This window comes from Nostoc sp. JL34, from assembly GCF_017114945.1.
In the GTDB taxonomy this organism is placed as follows: Bacteria; Cyanobacteriota; Cyanobacteriia; order Cyanobacteriales; family Nostocaceae; genus Nostoc.
Map to the genome: position 1 here is coordinate 1 of NZ_JABXKQ010000109.1, position 16,453 is coordinate 16,453.

A 16,453-nucleotide genomic window follows, 5' to 3' on the forward strand; every position below is an offset into this window, starting at 1 on the left:
TTCTTCTGCTTAATTTTTTGTTACATACTTATAAAATTTCACCACGACTTACTTAAATATCGATAACTTGTTGATTTGAGAGGGATTTTATGGAATTTTCTTTATGCAAAATAATGCCAATTCCATCGCGGGCAATAGCAAAAGCTTGTAAGTCTTTTTCTTCCTCTTTGAGGCTACGAGATGCCATCCCAATGTTAGCAACGCCTGTACGCGCATCAGCAATACCGCGAGATGAACCTCCTGTTTGCACATCCACTCGTACATCAGGATGCTCTGATTCAAATCGCTTACCAATTTCTGCTGCCAACGGTGCTACTGTACTAGAGCCTGTTAAAACTAACTTTCCCTGTAATTGATTGGTTGGTTGAGTAGCTGTTTTTGAAGATTGCGTACAAGATAGTAGTCCCAAGCAAATTGTGAAACCGACAGTAATAAATGCTAGGGGTTTGAGTTGTTTCATCGAAAAATTGCGTCTAAATTTTTATTCAAAACAGAGCAGACAACAGCCTAAATCAATTGCTTTACCAGTGTTGACCTGTCGAATCGTCGGTACAAAATGATAAAGTACTGCCTTGCCATCTCGTGTCGCCTCCACAAAACCTGCTGACCGCAAAATTTTTAAATGGTGGGATAACAAACTCTGCTCTAGCTTCAAGACAGCATTCAGTTCTCCGACGTGTTTCGGGCCTTCCATGAGAATTTTCACAACAGATAGACGTGTCGTATCTGCTAAAGCTTTAAGTTGACGGGCGCAAAAGTCTGTAGATGATGCATTTTTAAAGTTCATCACTTATCCTTGCTATGGCTTGAATAATCATTGATATGAAAAATTTTTCAAACCTTATAGAGTGTATCATATTTCTTTTTCCAGAGTGATAGAAAGTGCGGAACGGATCGCACAATTACAGACTATGCATGAATAGCGATCGCAATTCAGATCATGACTCATCGGATTCAAGACGTTTGCCCAAGCTGATAACATCGTCAACAACATATCCCAAACGTTCATAAAATCTAATAACTTCGCTATTTGTAGTCCGCACTAGCAAATTAATTTTCGGACAACCTGCTTCCACAAGAAGTTGTTCGGCTTCTGAAATCATCAACCTTCCAATTCCTTGACGCTGATATTGTGGGGCAACTGCAAGGTAATTTATCCAACCTCGATGCCCCTCATACCCTGCCATAACTGTTGCTATAAGCTCCTGCCCAGTTGTACCTACAAGAAAAAGATGGGGTTGTACACAAAGCTTTCGCTCAATGTCCCTTTTGGGATCATTCCAGGGTCGAGTTAAACCACACCGCATCCATAGGGCAATGACGGCAGACTCATCAGTAAGTTCAAAAGTTCGGATCTCTATGTCCGCCATAGTAATCATGCTATTTGCATAGCATCGCTATGATCACACTACCTTGCTAAACCATCCCGTCGATTTGCGCCCTACACAAAAGACCAATCCCCCAAATCCTCGCCATGCAGAGATACCCGGTAGTAGCCGCAAGAAATGCGATCGCACTTTACAGGATAACCCAGTACGTGACATTTCTCGATTAGCGACGATACCAAAGGTGGATATGCAGTAGTGGTCTGGCAATCCAAAAATGTTGGGTGAGAGCTGGGTAAAGGGGGAGGGTTAATCGGTTTGGGATTTAAACCCTTTCCCCCTTCCCCGGCGAGTTCACTTGGCGAACTAATAGGGTGATTTGTCTTGCCTTGGATAAGGGTTATTGTTACGCTTTATATCCGCGAAAACAAACTTAATTTAACTAATCCCATTTCCTCACTACAAACCTAACACTACAGTTATGATAATCCCCTCGATCAGCAGCCATTATAGAAAATCAAACTACTCTTCTTATTGAGCGACAGTTTATAATATTCTATAAAGATGATTAAAAAGAATGATTAAGCCTAAAAATGTGTATCGCGGACACTCAATGGAAAAAGTTGGTCAGTATTTAAAACAACTATCAACGAAAAAGAATGGTCTGCCGTGACTGAATTAGAGGTAAAAACAGCAATTGATGCTTGGATTGATCAAGGAATAGAGCCTTAGTTATTGCCTACATAGCTATGCTTTGTGCCGACATGAATAACTGAGTTGCAAAACTGGGAGGCACAGAATACCCAATAATTGACCCTGCCGTAGCAGTTTCGTTGGGAAACTCGTACCAACCAGGAAACCCTTGCAAGACTGCCGCCCCTTCAATAGACAAAGATTTAACTATCCCATCCGGCAACCAGATATCAGCGAACTTACTACGGTTGCAACCTTTGTGATCTGTGAAATGCGTAGGTGCAGCCCGCCGCAGGCATCGCAGAATGGTGTTACAGGGTAAATTTCCAGGTTTATACTTGGACTGTGTACGTCCCCCAACTCTTTCTATTAGCAGTGGTGTCGGCGTATTCCCGGCTAAAAATTTCTCTAAAGCTTGTTGCTGTTTAGGTAGCAGCTGTGAATTAGGCATCGTGGGGATGAGATGCGCGATACCTTCGGCACACTTCGTGAACGCCTCGTACCATCCACAAGATTTAGCTTCCATAGGTAGTGCAACACGACAACCCCTACTGGCAACCAGAGCTAACCGCCGACGCGCCTGGGGTAATCCGAATTTGTCCATGCTGACCACGCTGTAGTTGACCGAGTACCCCTCTTGCTCCAAAGCATCCAGGATGATGGCAAAACTCTGACTGTTTTGATAGCGTGGAACATTTTCGAGAGTAAACACCCGTGGCTGCAACTGTCGGATGGCTTCTGCCACAGCGATCGCAGCCGTCAGATCGTCGTTAGTTTCCTCACCCTTACCCGCTTTGGCTGTGTGGGCTTGGCTGAAGTTGGCGCACACCGGAGAGGCGTGGAGGTAATCGGGGCGGCGGGGAAAACCTATGAATCCTAACTGTGCTATTTCTTGAACTGTTAGCTGGATGACTTTGCAGCCATACTCACTGAAGTTGTGGTGATGGGTTTTGGCGATCGCCCTGCTCAAGTCTGGTTTTGTGGGGTCGAACTCCACCGCAATGACTGGACGAATCCCGGCTTCAACCATTCCAGCTTCAATCCCGCCACCACCCGCGAAAAGTACTACGGCGATCGGGGCATCATCTGGAAGCGTTGGTAGAGAGATTAATTCTGGGATTACTACCCCCATGCTTTGGCAAAATTCTTTCGCTAGCTGGTACTCTTTTTTGGTACAAGTCTTGGCTGCATGAATGAGAATATCACCCCGGTAATTGATGGGCCAGCCACGGTTTTCAACATTTTTGAGAGCATGAATAATTGCCCATGCCCAAGGCTGACGAACAGATAGCGCTTTCATCTGTTTTAAAACTCCAGCAATTGAACGTAAGCGTCTAATGCTGCGATCGCTGGATGTGGATGTATTTGCGACTTCAGCCCATTGCAAATTGTGGCAATAGTTCCAAGCTCTATGAAAGTGAAATGAATATTGGACTGACGGTCACAACAGCGATGTAGAACTGTTAGAAGAACAAAATTCAACTGTCTGAGAATTACATCTTCAGCTATATGAAGTCGCCAAGTAAGGTTTTCGGAAGTAACCGAACGCCAGGGGTTATCGAAAGAACACTTTTCAACTTCGGGCAGCACTTTTACCTTAAACCTGTAATCTCGGTCAGTAGTAAAACATTCATCAGGGGCAAGAGCCGCCCATTGTTGTAAAAGCTGTTGGTAAGTTTCAATCATTCTCAGTTCCCTATCTTGCGTAAAAGACAATGTTTATCCTCCAGTAGAGCCTTAAAAACTACGACCACGAGATAAATTCTTGAATCTGGTAAACTGATGGTCAAATAAAAGCTTGACTGTACCAGTGGGGCCATTGCGTTGCTTGCGAACAACTAACTCAGCAATGCCACGATCTGGGGTATCGGGGTTGTACATTTCTTCGCGGTAAAGCATGATCACAACATCGCTGTCTTGCTCAACAGCACCACTGTCTTTTAAATCACTTAGTACAGGGCGTTTATCGTTACGGTGTTCAACTTCGCGGTTGAGTTGGGACAAAGCCAGTACAGGCACATCCAAATCTTTGGCTAATCTTTTTAATCCCCGGCTGATTTCACCGACTCGTTGAGCCATGTTCACCCGTGAATCAGTATCAAGAGCCATCAGTTGTAAGTAGTCAATGATGACAAGCCCAACACCACCGTAATGGGATGAAATTCGGCGGACTTGGCTACGGATTTCATTAAGAGAAGGGCAAGATTCGTCGTTGATGAAAATCTGTTGTTCGCTTAACTCCGCGATCGCCACACTTAAGGGTTGCCATTGGCTGTCAGAGACATTCCCAGTTTCTAGAAAATTGTTTTCAATGCCAGATTCGCTGCTCAAGAATCGCTGTACGTACTCATCAGTAGACATTTCCAAGCTGAAAACGCAGATCGGCATCTTCCCAGTTTTAGCAACATTGAGAGCGAGATTACCAGCCAAAGCGGATTTACCAACAGAAGGACGAGCAGCCAGTACATACAACCGTCCTTTGCGAAAACCACCGCCGAGTATACTGTCCAGGTCATAAAATCCACTAGCCAGTGCTGGTGAGCCTGTACCAGCATGACGCGCTTCAATTTCGGTAAAAGTGTCGGCTAGGGCATGAGAAATATGAACCAAGTCAGAGGCAGAATGCTCAGACTTAATGCTGTAGACTTTTTGTTCGGCTTCGTCGAGAATTACAGGTAAATCAGTTTCGGTGGCATAGCCGAGTCGAACAATCTCAGTGCCAGCAAGGATTAACTGCCGCCTTTGGTATTTTTCCATTACCAAGTCAGCTAAAACATCGATGTTCACAGCTGACACAGTACGGTCAACCAGACTGGCCAGTTTATTGCGTCCACCGATACGGAACAATAAACCATTATCAGACAACCAGTTAGTGATGCAAAGCAAATCCGTTGGTAATCCTTGGCTGTACAGTCGTAGGGCTGCTTGATAAATGTCTTTGTGGGCATTGATGTAAAAAGCATCTGCCACTAAGCGATCGCTGATTCGGCTCATGGCGCTTGGGTCGAGCATGATGCCACCGAGTATTACTTCTTCAGCCTCAATGCTTTGTGGGGGTAAGCGGTCTTGTTGAGATGTGAAGTTTGATTTGTCTTGTGCCATAGTTCACCTCATTTGAAAATTTTGATTTCTAGAAAATCTAGATTCCATATTGTTCACGCAGCTTGCGGATGTAAGTACGCATACATTTGAGAATGTGTAAGTTTTAACCAATCCAACCATTTGAGGGTTGCGCCTACATCTTCTCGGTCATAGCGAGTGCTGAAAGAAGCGATCGCTTTGTCCTTGCCAACTTCATCCATGCGGTCTAGAAGTTCAGAGAATGTGGCTTTATGCCAATCAAGAGAACGATTTGAGTAGTAACCGATGGGTTGTGTTTCATCCGGTTTTTGTTGTGTTGTTGGTTCTGGTATTGCTGAGGGTTTAACAACTTGTGACCAATAGCCCAGTAATTCTTCTAGTCCGGCTTTAGAGCCTTCTAAGTTACTAATTGACTTGATGACAGTGGGGATTTTCTCTTGCCAAGATTCACGCTCACTCCACTTAGCCCTCTGTTTTGCGATCAACTCCACCAGTCGGCGATCGCACGTTTGGTAAATCTTGTCCCTGGTAGCGGTACGCCAGGGGAAACGCCAACCACGCATTTTGATTTCTGTCCTGTACACGGCTGGTAACGAGTCAGTTGCCATGATGCTTGGGTCTACTAAAACCATGTCAACCAAGTCTTCAATTGACTGAAATTTTGGTTTTTTAAGATTGTTCGATTGTTCGTTTTTATCGAACGAACTCGCCCCAATAGTTGATCCTCTTGAGGGGTTATCGGTTTGTTGCGAAGACTCGGATTTTTTTGACAAGGAAGCGGGTAATTGTGGGGTTGGTTCTTCTGGGGTTGATTCTTCTAATCTTGGTTTTTCTGGAGTTAGTTTTTCAAGATTTAGTTGTTCAGTTTCACACACACACGATTCTTGGGCGGGAAGTGCGTTCTGAGTTGGGGGTGCTTCTTGTATGTGTTTTTCTTCTAATTTATTTTCTTCTAATTGTTTTTCTATATGAGGGGTGGATGACCTACCGATGGATGACCCACCTATGGACGATCCACCGATGGATGACTCACCTATGGATGAATGATTTTCTCGAAATAACTTTGTGTCTTCTTTGCTGGTAAAAATGTAATATTGCCAGTCAAACTTACCATTGTTCGGATTGTTCTCTTGAACTCTCACTAAATAGTCATTTTGTTCAGCGTTTTTGATAGCATTACGGATTTTGTCTCTTTTGTACCCCAAATGTTTTTCGATTATCGTAAAATTAATATCAAAGTTTTCATCGTGAGAAGCTACCCAAGAAATTAACCTAAATGTTGAATCAGTAACGTTGTAATCACGAATTAAACTGTTGGGAATTGCAGTAAACTGTTTAGAGGGTTTACCATTACGAAATCCCATAGAATCCTCCTTGAATATTAATAATCTTGGATATAAACCTCAGCAATAGCGATAACTTGAGGTCATCTTTTACCTCCAACGTGCGGTCGAAAAGTTAGATTAATCCGTGTACTAACGACTTTATTGGTCTTCGGAACTTGATGCAGATGAGTACTCTGACAGCCTGGAAGCATCACTAGCAGACTCCCATGCTCCAACCAAAAGTCAGTAGGCTTGCCCCCGATGGGCTTGATTTGGAATTTCCTCACCGAACCTAAACTGATTGATGCGATCGCTGGGTTAAATCCCATCGAAACTTCACTGTCGTTATGCCAGCCGATACTGTCTTGTCCGCTCCTATATTGATTGCCAATGACGATGCGAAAGTTATAGCCAGCAGTTGCGGTGATTCTGTCGCGTAACTTAGCCAGAGCGTCTGTCCAAGGTAGTGGTTTGAGTAGTACGCTTTTAGAGTAGAGGTAATCACAGCCTTCATCGCCATAAATGCACTCTAGGCGAGGCACAGGCATTGTTTTACCCAGCATACGTATTTGATTCTGTTGCCATTGCAGTTCTTGGCAATGTTGATAGAGTTCGTCGGCTTCTTCCTTGTTCAGAAATTCTGGATAATAGTTGACTGGTAAAGTAGGAGCAGATTCGGGAAATAAAGTTAGTTGTTGCATAATTCTTCTTTAGCAATCGCTTGAACAATTTCTTCTGCCCGTTCTTGTGAAATAGCCTGTTCTGGATTTTTGTAAAACCCAGCGATCGCCGACTTAGGACGAATAATAATTTGCTGCCCTGTTGCGCGTTTGTCCTATACAAAGCACGAGATGGTAATGTTGTCTGTTGCCCAACGAGTACCCCGTTTATCCTTACGAAAACAGAAGCGCGGCATGATTAGAACAAGTGACGGCGGGTGCTGCTGTAAGAAATCCGCCCGATCATCACAGGGTTCGAGAAAGCTGGTCAGAAGGAATGCAGCGACACCCACACGGGCTTTACAGTAAGCATTCTTGATAATTGGGGATGCGAACTCCGAATATGGCGGATTGGTACAGATCCAATCGCACTCTGGAAATTCTTCCCATGATTCGGCTAATGTTGCATCGTAGTGAAAATGTGCCTGTTTGTTCGGATCAATGTCGTTAGTCCAGATATGTTCTGTATGAGTCCACACATTTAACAAAGAAGCAATTGCTCCCATTCCCACACACGGCTCACCAATCACACCAGACAATTTAACGTGCCGTAGTAATTCCGTTGTGAACCATGATGGAGACTCATAAAAGTTCAGTGGATGTCGGGTGACAGTCTCGATGACAGTGATTTCTGGTACTAATAATGGTGCAACAGTCATACTTCATTCTCACTAAATTCAATGTGGCCTAAAGTCTGAAGTTCAACAGTCAATCCACTTAAGAAATTTTGGAGTTCGACTATTGCTAATTCTTTGGATATGTCTTTTTCTGACGTATAAATAAGTTGCCTGTGATGCCCAAAATAAACTTCTGTACGAGTTAAGTTTTGCTCTGTGTCAGTTAACAGAGTCAAAGTAAATCTTCCAAGTTTGCAAAAGTAATAAGGACGTTTTGGACTCCAAGGCTTTCCAGGCTGCCAAGTAAATTGTTTTTTTTTCCCAATGTGAACGCTGATAGATTCAAAATCAACGTGGAAAATATTCAGTAAGGCAAGCATTTCACCACTGTTGTAATGGTCTATAACGTGCTGTTTAATGCCTGATTCTGCCAAACCGTCAGGAATATCAATGTGAGCTTCAGATGAGATTTTTTCAACTACTGTGATTATGGCTTTCATATCCGTTTACCCATCTTGTAATTTGTGAGAAAATATTTAGAAACGTGTATTACCCGCGCTTCAATTAAACCTCTGGCAACAGACGTTCTTCAGGGAATAAACAATCAGTTTCATATTCGTCATCATCCTCATAAGTAGGTGGGCGGAAAAATTTACAGCTATGTAACGAAAAGTTAAGTAGTAGAACTGGGATTAAATTTTACACGCTCTGTACTGTAGTTTCCTTTTTCTCCTCTAGCTTGAATACCGTCAATTACGGCATAAGCAAGGTCTAATTCATCGTCAAATATTCGCCCAGATAGCTCAGATTTTTTTAGGTGTTGCCATTCCAATTCAATTGGATTCATTTCGGAGCAATACTTGGGTACTGGAGTTTGGACTAATTCAGATTCAACCAGCAATTAAGAGAACGGTAAGACAAAGTTACCCAACTTCTTTGAAAAACTGAGTCAAGCTCAATTATGAAAAAATCAGTCCAACCTAAGCAGCAGTTGAGCTGGCTTTGTTCAGTGATTCTTGGGATTTAGCTTTTTTAGGTGCGTGTTTTTTGACAGTGGGATAACGTGGACGTAGAGGTGGCTGATGCCCTTGGGCGCGACCAGGTGATTTACCGCGAGTTTTAGGGGGTTGAGCAGGAGTGCCAATGGCGGCTAAAATTATTGGAAAAGCTTGTGCCACACGTCCTGGAGATAGTTTATCCTGATTCGATTGCCAAGGCAATGGGGAGTCGATACAGGCAACTCTAGCTAGCCATAGTTGCCAAGTTAACAGGGGCATCAGGTGGCTCCATCGCTCTGCTGCCTGAGTAGAGCCAAGTTGAGGCTGTGTCCAATATAACCTCTGCTTTGCAAATCTATACCAATGCTCCAGGGTAAAACGGCGCAAGTATTTGTGCCATAGATCCTCTAATGCAGGCATTGTCTGACCCAACCAAGCTAGCCATAAGGGTTGGAACTTACGATAGCGTCCGACTGGTTGGATCACCTCGACGCGAATGATTTCCATTGCTCGGTTTGGGGATTGAAGGAAATGAAACCCACTCCAACGCATTACTTTAACTCGACCAAATTTTAGGTCTTCAACTTCTAGAGTTTCAGTTGCCACGGGCCAAGTTTCAGGATCATTGAGCTTAAACTTATGACCTGGAGTTTAGACAAAACTGGACAACATGAACGAAAATCCTCGATTTTGACCAATAGAAACTGTGCATTTTGGCGGTAAATATCCGACTATTTGCCGCCAAAATAGCAAAGTTATCCAGTTTTATCAAGAAAAAAGGAAGCAAAGCAGGGTGCAAGAAGGAAAGATAGAAAAGTATGTTTTAGAATCTAATTGTTACCCAATATAGTAAACACTTTACAATTAGAGTATTACTCAATAGTTCCACCATGCCAGCAAAAGACATATACCATAATGAAGTCAAGAACGCATTGATAAAAGACGGTTGGACTATCACAGATGATCCTTACTTTATCAAATATGAGGATGCTGAACTCTACGCTGACCTAGCAGCAGAAAAACCGATCGCCGCAGAACGCCAGGGGCAGAAGATTGTTGTAGAAATCAAGAGCTTTGTGGGCAAATCGCTGATGTATGATTTTCATAATGCCCTGGGACAATACATAGTCTATCGGAAACTCATTCAACTTACTGAGCCAGAATATAAACTTTATTTAGCTGTTGATGATGTTGTCTATGAGAACTTTTTTCAACGTAAATCTGTACAAGCAGTCATCAATGAAAATAACCTGCTGTTAATAGTTGTAAATACAGAAAAGGAGGAAATTAGGCAATGGATAAGCTAGAACAATACCGCAATACTATCAAGAAGATATTGACTGATTATTACGAAACTACTAATACTCAAGTTATAAAAGATACGGGAGTTGAAGTAAGCGATCGCTTGGCTTTTGATGAAACAAGAGATCAATATCTTTGGTTTCGGTTCGGCTGGGATGACAAAAAGCAGATACAGTATATTATCATCTATCTCTGCATTAAAAACGGCAAAGTTTGGGTGGAAGAAGATGCAACTAATTTATGCGTTGTTGATGATTTACTATCAGCCGGAATACCCCAAGCCGATATTGTTTTGGGTTTTCATCATCCCAGTAAACGAGGTTTAACAGAATTCGCTACTGCTTAAGGAGGCAGATAAAAAAGAGAAGTTTAGCGTTTTATGAGCCAAGGATATGAATTCTAAAATGGCTATAGCTCGCTTGTAAATTCCATAAACTTCTCCACCTGTTTCAACTTTTAAATAATTAGGTGTACTCAACTTCTGGTATTGGTAAATCTTACTGGAATTGAGCAAATCAGCCTACTTTGGAGTCAAAATTACACCCCCTTAACAGGGGTAAGGGCGACAAATTAAGGTTAATGAATCCTATGTCTACAGTCGCCCTACATCAAAAATATCGACCCCAGACAATAGCCGAATTAGTTGGACAGCCCTACATCAAAACTGCTCTGACTAATGCTGTCAAATACCTGCAAATTGCACCAGCTTATTTGTTTACAGGTTCTAGAGGCACAGGTAAAACTTCAACTGCTCGGATATTTGCTAAATCCCTAAATTGCCTCAACACTAAAAAACCAACTGACCAACCTTGTGGTATTTGTCAATCCTGCCGTTCAATTGAAACCAGTAATAGCCTAGATGTCAGTGAAATTGATGCTGCTTCTAATAATGGTGTAGATGATGCCCGTGCTTTAATTGAGCGGAGTACATTAGCACCTGTTGCAGGACGTTACCGAATTTTTATTCTCGATGAGTGCCATTGTCTAACCGGTAACGCCTTCAATGCCTTACTTAAGTGTATTGAAGAACCGCCACCTCATGTAGTATTCATTCTCTGCACAACAGAATTACACAAGGTGTTACCTACCATTGTCAGCCGTTGTCAGGTATTTAATTTCCGCACTTTGTCTGTTCAGGCAATTGTACAGCACCTCCGTATTGTAGCAGATGCAGAATCTATTTCTATTGATGATGAGGCACTAACAGCGATCGCACGACTCAGCGATGGTGGATTGCGGGATGCACTGCAATTACTGGGTCAGGTGAGTCTTTTAGATGAAAATATCACTGCCAATCATGTCATGGAAATCGCTGGTGGTGTGACAGAAACAGAATTAATGTCAATTTTACAGGCAATATCCACTAACAACACCTTTAACTTGCTGCAAGTAGCAAGAGTTTTAGTGGACTCTGGTAAAACGCCCAAATTGATTCTCTCCAACTTACTGCAAACATACCGAGATTTACTGATTATCAAGTCTGCACCCAAAGAGCAATGCCTGCTAACTGGTTGTATTAACTATGCTCAACTCAAGGTTTTAGCAAATCACTGGAATTTCGAGACGCTTAACTTGTCCCTAGCAGAGTTACAAAAAGCAGAAAACTATCTTCGGTACACAGTAAATGCTGCTGTGTGGCTAGAAGTTTGCTTACTGAACCTGATACCCAGTTTATTGCCTGTCAGTGCAACCAAGACGCTAACTGCTAAACCTGTAAATGACAAAGGGCATGATAGCAAATTGTTACCAGCAGTTGCAGCCAATACCGCTAACCTGGCTCAAATTTGGCTTTCTGTGATGGATACAGCTAAACCCAGCAATCAAAAGCTGTTGGCTCATGCAAATCTTGTTAAATTGCAAGGTGACAAGGCAATTTTAGAGGTTACACCAGCTTACTTGAATAAGTTTGAGAGTAGTAAAGAAGCGATCGCTAAAATGCTGCAACGAGCTACCCAAAGTCAACAACCAATGACTGTGTTAATTAAAACTGCCAACAAGAGCAGTAATGGGAGGGTAAAAGCATGATTGTCTTGTTAACAGGTGACGACCAACACGCCATCCAGGAACGGCTGAACCAATACAAAGCAGAGATTGATGCCCAATGGCTCACACTTTGCTATCACCGATTTCCAGCCGATCACCTTGACCAAGCTATGCTAATAGCTCGTACTCGTTCCCTGACTGGTGGTAAAAAACTGGTAATTGTGGAAAATTGCCACCTCAAGCAGTGGGGTGATACTGAGTTGTCAACTTTGCAGCAGCTTGTTCAAGTGCCTGAATTCACAATTCTGGTGTTTGTCGCCACCAATGTAGATAAGCGCCTAAAGATTTACAAACATATTGTCAAGTATGCCAAATTGTTTGAGTTTCCATTGATACCACCTTGGCGTACTGATTTAATTGAACAGGCGATCGCTACTCAGGCTAAAAAAATTAAGCTGGTGCTGTCAAAGGATGCAGTGGAATATCTAGCAGAAGCAATTGGTAACGATATGACCCGTGCAGCCACAGAGTTACGCAAACTGTATATTTATGGTAATGGCAGACAACTTGAGCTTGCAGAAGTAAAAGAGTTAGTGCGATGTCAGACTCAAAGTAGCCTACAACTGGCATCTGCTATTCGCCAAGGAGAAAGCAATCAAGTTTTGCACCTGCTGGATGATTTACTGTCACGCTCGGAACCATTAATGGTGATTGTTGCTACTCTCCTAACGCAGTTTAGAACTTGGTTATGGGTTAAATCTGCAATTGTTTCTGGGGTTAAGAAAGATAGTGAATTAGCTCAAATGTGCAGTATCAGCAATCCTAATCGCATTTACTATTTGCGTCAGGAGGTAGCAAATACAAGCATCAATGCTTTAGCTAAGGCACTGACTATGATGCTGGATTTGGAGATGTCTATTAAGAGGGGTGCTGAAAGTAAGGATTTACTGCTAATAATTCTTAGTGTTAGCAGGTTATTTAAGTTAACTTAATCAACATAAAGTTGACTGATAGTTTTGGATTTTGGATTGTATATTTGATTTCAGTCTAAAATCCAAATTCACTAATAATGATATTAGTATTTAACATAAATTTCACGAGTTATGTTTACCCTTATCTCGCCTTAGACAACTTCAGTGCTATTAACAAACCAATTTTCAACCTTTAAATTATTAAAAAATCCAAAATCAGAAACATTATTAGTTACCAGTATTAAATTATTACAGTAAGCAATACTCGCAATTTGACCATCTACAAAAGCCGGAGTTTTACCAATCTTGGATAATCTAGCCCTTTCTTGGGCGTGCCATTGTGCTGCCTTTAAATCGTAATCAAGGACTGGTAAATTTAATACCGATTCATGAATATAATTCCAAAGAGACTCTCGCCGCTTAGATTCTGGCAACCGCAAACAGCCATGTAAAAGTTCATGAATAACAACACTAGAAACAGCAACTTCTGATTTATGAATATCTAGTTTGTGCAAAACGTTGACATTAGGAATAGGACGTGCTGGCTCTGAGAGAATATTGGTATCAAGTAAGTATTTCAAGCTCATAGCTCAATTTCTCTTCCCACACTGCGATCTCGTAAGTCAGCGAAATCATCATCAGTAAAGATAATCCCCTCGCTTTGGATTACTTTTCTAAATTTTTGTAATCCCTCCCAAAAATTATCCCCTCTAGATTCCTCCTTTTTTTTGCGGAGAAACTCAAACAAATAGTCCCGTTCTTCTGTGGGTAAACTTTCAATAGAATTAATAATTTCTTGTAAATTCATTATAGAACCTCCTAATCAAGTAAACCCTACCTTTGCTAACTCTATTTTAATCTCTAAATCTAAAGCCTCAGTCTCTTACATTTAGCCAATTTCTGCAAAAATATGATATGCGGGCGCAGTGGGGGCAAATGTTTCTGGAGGGCAGAAGCAGCGATTAGCGTAGGCGTAGGCGTAGCCCGCCGCAGGCATCGCCAGGGTAATCATCAATAATCCACCAATTTTAACTTCAATTGACTCGTAACTTTGGATTTGGGATTGGACATTTGATTTCAGCCTAAAATCCAATAACCCTATTGTATAACAATGTTTTTGTCAATAGTATAAACGAAGCAAAATATGAAATAAATTCACCAAAACGAATCCGTAAAATCTCCAGCATTATGTTAAGATATCTTTAGTAGAAGCTCATGCAATTTTTAAGTGTGATAGCCCCTCGGCTATAAACTCGTTTTGTATGGGCTTTTTACTGTTGATCTATGCTGAAGGTTATTTCTACTCTTTCAAGGGAGATACAACGACAAAACAATACAAGGTAAACTATGATACATAAATCTGATAAGACACCTCCAAAGGCTAAATTACCATTTTACATTTGGTTATCTAGTAAGTTAGGAGCGTCGGTTGTTTCCCAAACAGCATCTAAAGACAGACGCAGTAGCTCTTTGATGGGTACTATCGGTAGTTACGCTATTAGAAAAAATTTGAACTATAAGAAAATACGACTATTGGTAATTGAAAAACTTAAACAAGAAAAAATAGCCAAGATGAAACTTGTCAAAAAATTAAGGATAAAGTCTCTAGGAAGAAAGTGTAATTAAAAAATAGAAAGTCCGACCGAGAATAAATCGGTCGGAGAAAAGTTTTTTGTTACTTTATTAAATTGCAAATGGCATCGATTTCATTTTCAGTTCTTGGCTTTAATCCAAATTCGCGCTCACCAAAATAAAGATTGCTCATGAAAATCCTTTAATTAAATGGAATCAAGTTTTTAATTATTTCAAAAGTAGTGGGCTTTAAGGTTTCAAGCTACCCAGAAATTCCGATACAATCTTTTAAATTAGTATTTGACCACGGAATTCCGCCGAAAAAATCCTTACCTGCCTCCAATATTTTGATAATCTCCTCAATACGGTCTTTTGATTCTATCGTAGGTGAAGTTATCTCACGTAAGTGTTCAATATATTTCTTCCAGTCTGCCTCTACTGCGTTAGCACCTTTTTCAAAACTCTTAATTGTATCTCGCCAAAACTGATCAATTCCATCTGCGAACTTATCACTTATACGCTGTTCTTCAAAATATTTAACGGTTTGCTTTGCTAAACGCTTCTGCCAAGATTCTCCAAATAATCCCCACACAGCGAAAGCTAATGCAGCAACTAAACCTACACCTAGCACTATTGGGCCACCAATAGCTGCTACGAAAGAAATTACCGCAGCAGTGCCACCACCAATACTAATGCCAAGTGCAGACAAAAGACTAACTAACTTAGCTACTAGAATATAACCGCCAAGATTTCCTAGTGCTGCTGCCCAAGCAGATAAAGCACCAATGCTAGTTAGTCCTGTAAGTCCGCCTATAAAAGCTCCTTTAGCATCGAAGGGTATTTCAATGGATATATCTAAATTTGGTAGTTTAAGTAAAGCCTCTTGGTATGAGCCGAGGAAAGCTTCAATTGAAGGTGTTAATTTATCAGAATTTACTTTGATTATCTGTTCTGCCTCATGCTGAAGTTTCTCAACTAGATAACCAGCAAGACCTTCCTTTGCCTCTTTTTTGTCATCGTACATATTGCGGATAATTTTTTCGACGGCATCGACAGTTAAAAGTTGCTCTGTATACCTTTGAAAGGAAGTTCTGCTGTTTCGTTGTAACTCACGGATACTTTGATTTACCTTATCGCGTTTTTGCTGAGTTTCTTGTTTACGAGTTGCTTCATTCTCTTCGAGTACTTGTAGTTGCTCACGCCGTGAATCTATATCAGCAAGAGTTTTTTGATAAGCCTCAATTTGTTTAGTGTACTTTTCTGTGTTAGCCTCCTTTATTGCATTTATTTCCCGCTCAATACGGCACAAATGCGCTTGAGGGAGAAAATCACTTAGTAATTTAGTAAAATCATCAAATAGCTGTTGACATCTATCAGGTCTTTCTGACCAAAATGTAAAGAATCTTGTTCGCAAATCTTCTTGAGTAATAGCACGATTTGTCCGTTCCCTGCGTGTCTTTAATACTCCTTCATTTAGTGGCTTATAGAGTCTTCTTGCTGCTCCAGATGGTATTTCTTTAAGTTGATTATCAGAGATACTAGGATCAGCATGAGTAGCCACAATGAAAAGATTACCCAGCGTTGGAAAATTACTGCTTTCATTTTCTTTTGCAGGAAGTAAACTCAGTAAGTTGCTAATCCGTCTCATATCTTGATCATTAATATGACCCTTTGCTGGTGAAGCATACACTACTACATCAGCAATCTGTGCAGCACTATTAGCCTTCTCCACATCTTTAGAAACCTCATCTGGCTGATCTGAGAAGCCGGGAAGGTCTATCAGGTTGCAGGCTTGTAGCAGAGGTGAGTTAATATAGAACCCATTTGACATCTTTTACTGTGTTGAAGTAAAGTGAGCGCAAAAGTT

General features: G+C 41.4%; 20 protein-coding genes and 1 pseudogene. 5 read left to right on the top strand and 16 right to left on the bottom strand.

The window, feature by feature from the left end; genetic code table 11:
- Positions 1-52 precede the first annotated feature (52 nt).
- The 3 genes from HWQ44_RS19645 to HWQ44_RS19655 all read right to left on the bottom strand — a co-directional run bounded on the left by HWQ44_RS19645 (position 53) and on the right by HWQ44_RS19655 (position 1,370).
- The gene (locus tag HWQ44_RS19645) at positions 53-460 is read right to left on the bottom strand and encodes a substrate-binding domain-containing protein (protein ID WP_292721946.1); all 408 of its coding nucleotides are present in this window, start codon (positions 458-460) and stop codon (positions 53-55) included.
- 21 nt (positions 461-481) lie between these two features.
- Positions 482-787 (bottom strand): metalloregulator ArsR/SmtB family transcription factor, encoded by a 306-nt coding sequence (locus HWQ44_RS19650; protein WP_292721949.1) that lies wholly within the window; start codon positions 785-787, stop codon positions 482-484.
- A 151-nt stretch (positions 788-938) separates the two neighbouring features.
- The gene (locus HWQ44_RS19655) at positions 939-1,370 is read right to left on the bottom strand and encodes a GNAT family acetyltransferase (RefSeq protein WP_292721951.1); all 432 of its coding nucleotides are present in this window, start codon (positions 1,368-1,370) and stop codon (positions 939-941) included.
- A 43-nt stretch (positions 1,371-1,413) separates the two neighbouring features.
- Here HWQ44_RS19655 and HWQ44_RS19660 point away from each other — a divergent pair, with 43 nt between their 5' ends.
- The gene (locus HWQ44_RS19660; protein WP_292721953.1) at positions 1,414-1,584 is read left to right on the top strand and encodes a hypothetical protein; all 171 of its coding nucleotides are present in this window, start codon (positions 1,414-1,416) and stop codon (positions 1,582-1,584) included.
- 480 nt (positions 1,585-2,064) lie between these two features.
- On the opposite strand, the gene HWQ44_RS19665 is transcribed toward HWQ44_RS19660, so the two are convergent.
- The 9 genes and pseudogenes from HWQ44_RS19665 to HWQ44_RS19705 all read right to left on the bottom strand — a co-directional run.
- Positions 2,065-3,318, bottom strand: coding sequence for a DNA cytosine methyltransferase (locus tag HWQ44_RS19665; protein ID WP_292721956.1), 1,254 nt, complete (start codon positions 3,316-3,318; stop codon positions 2,065-2,067).
- Between the two features lie 5 nt (positions 3,319-3,323).
- Positions 3,324-3,734 carry a hypothetical protein gene (locus HWQ44_RS19670; protein ID WP_292721958.1) on the bottom strand — a complete coding sequence of 137 codons (411 nt, stop codon included), beginning with the start codon at positions 3,732-3,734 and terminating at the stop codon, positions 3,324-3,326.
- 21 nt (positions 3,735-3,755) lie between these two features.
- Positions 3,756-5,120: a replicative DNA helicase gene (gene dnaB / locus HWQ44_RS19675; RefSeq protein ID WP_292721959.1), complete on the bottom strand. Its 1,365-nt coding sequence runs from the start codon at positions 5,118-5,120 to the stop codon at positions 3,756-3,758.
- Positions 5,121-5,173: 53 nt separating this feature from the next.
- Complete coding sequence (locus HWQ44_RS19680; protein ID WP_292721961.1) at positions 5,174-6,463, bottom strand: helix-turn-helix domain-containing protein; 1,290 nt, start codon at positions 6,461-6,463, stop codon at positions 5,174-5,176.
- 62 nt (positions 6,464-6,525) lie between these two features.
- Positions 6,526-7,125, bottom strand: coding sequence for an alpha-ketoglutarate-dependent dioxygenase AlkB (locus tag HWQ44_RS19685; RefSeq protein WP_292721963.1), 600 nt, complete (start codon positions 7,123-7,125; stop codon positions 6,526-6,528).
- Positions 7,126-7,259: 134 nt separating this feature from the next.
- Positions 7,260-7,802, bottom strand: coding sequence for a hypothetical protein (locus HWQ44_RS19690; protein ID WP_292721965.1), 543 nt, complete (start codon positions 7,800-7,802; stop codon positions 7,260-7,262).
- Positions 7,799-8,260, bottom strand: a complete 462-nt coding sequence (locus tag HWQ44_RS19695) for a hypothetical protein (RefSeq protein ID WP_292721968.1) — start codon at positions 8,258-8,260, stop codon at positions 7,799-7,801. The genes HWQ44_RS19690 and HWQ44_RS19695 overlap by 4 nt, the downstream gene beginning before the upstream one ends.
- Before the next feature lie 173 nt (positions 8,261-8,433).
- A complete protein-coding gene (locus tag HWQ44_RS19700; RefSeq protein WP_292721971.1) occupies positions 8,434-8,607 on the bottom strand; it encodes a hypothetical protein in 174 nt (57 codons plus the stop codon).
- Positions 8,608-8,740: 133 nt separating this feature from the next.
- Positions 8,741-9,403: pseudogene (locus tag HWQ44_RS19705) on the bottom strand (transposase); the annotation flags it as partial.
- A gap of 245 nt (positions 9,404-9,648) precedes the next feature.
- Here HWQ44_RS19705 and HWQ44_RS19710 point away from each other — a divergent pair.
- From HWQ44_RS19710 to holA, 4 genes are all read left to right on the top strand, one after another.
- Positions 9,649-10,065: a XisH family protein gene (locus tag HWQ44_RS19710; protein WP_235116419.1), complete on the top strand. Its 417-nt coding sequence runs from the start codon at positions 9,649-9,651 to the stop codon at positions 10,063-10,065.
- Positions 10,053-10,406 (top strand): XisI protein, encoded by a 354-nt coding sequence (locus HWQ44_RS19715; RefSeq protein ID WP_235116420.1) that lies wholly within the window; start codon positions 10,053-10,055, stop codon positions 10,404-10,406. The genes HWQ44_RS19710 and HWQ44_RS19715 overlap by 13 nt, the downstream gene beginning before the upstream one ends.
- A 242-nt stretch (positions 10,407-10,648) precedes the next feature.
- Positions 10,649-12,085, top strand: a complete 1,437-nt coding sequence (gene dnaX / locus HWQ44_RS19720; protein WP_292721981.1) for a DNA polymerase III subunit gamma/tau — start codon at positions 10,649-10,651, stop codon at positions 12,083-12,085.
- On the top strand, positions 12,082-13,035 hold the full coding sequence (holA, locus tag HWQ44_RS19725) for a DNA polymerase III subunit delta (RefSeq protein ID WP_292721984.1): 954 nt from the start codon (positions 12,082-12,084) through the stop codon (positions 13,033-13,035). The genes dnaX and holA overlap by 4 nt, the downstream gene beginning before the upstream one ends.
- A 131-nt stretch (positions 13,036-13,166) precedes the next feature.
- On the opposite strand, the gene HWQ44_RS19730 is transcribed toward holA, so the two are convergent.
- The 4 genes from HWQ44_RS19730 to HWQ44_RS19745 form a co-directional block, all read right to left on the bottom strand.
- Positions 13,167-13,601, bottom strand: coding sequence for a type II toxin-antitoxin system VapC family toxin (locus HWQ44_RS19730; protein WP_292721987.1), 435 nt, complete (start codon positions 13,599-13,601; stop codon positions 13,167-13,169).
- Entirely contained in the window at positions 13,598-13,822 is a 225-nt protein-coding gene (locus tag HWQ44_RS19735) for a hypothetical protein (protein ID WP_190881536.1), read from the bottom strand. Before HWQ44_RS19735 ends, HWQ44_RS19730 begins: the two co-directional genes overlap by 4 nt.
- 81 nt (positions 13,823-13,903) lie before the next feature.
- Positions 13,904-14,107, bottom strand: a complete 204-nt coding sequence (locus HWQ44_RS19740) for a hypothetical protein (RefSeq protein WP_292721991.1) — start codon at positions 14,105-14,107, stop codon at positions 13,904-13,906.
- Positions 14,108-14,848: 741 nt separating this feature from the next.
- Positions 14,849-16,417 (bottom strand): hypothetical protein, encoded by a 1,569-nt coding sequence (locus HWQ44_RS19745; protein WP_292721993.1) that lies wholly within the window; start codon positions 16,415-16,417, stop codon positions 14,849-14,851.
- Between the last annotated feature and the right edge of the window lie 36 nt (positions 16,418-16,453).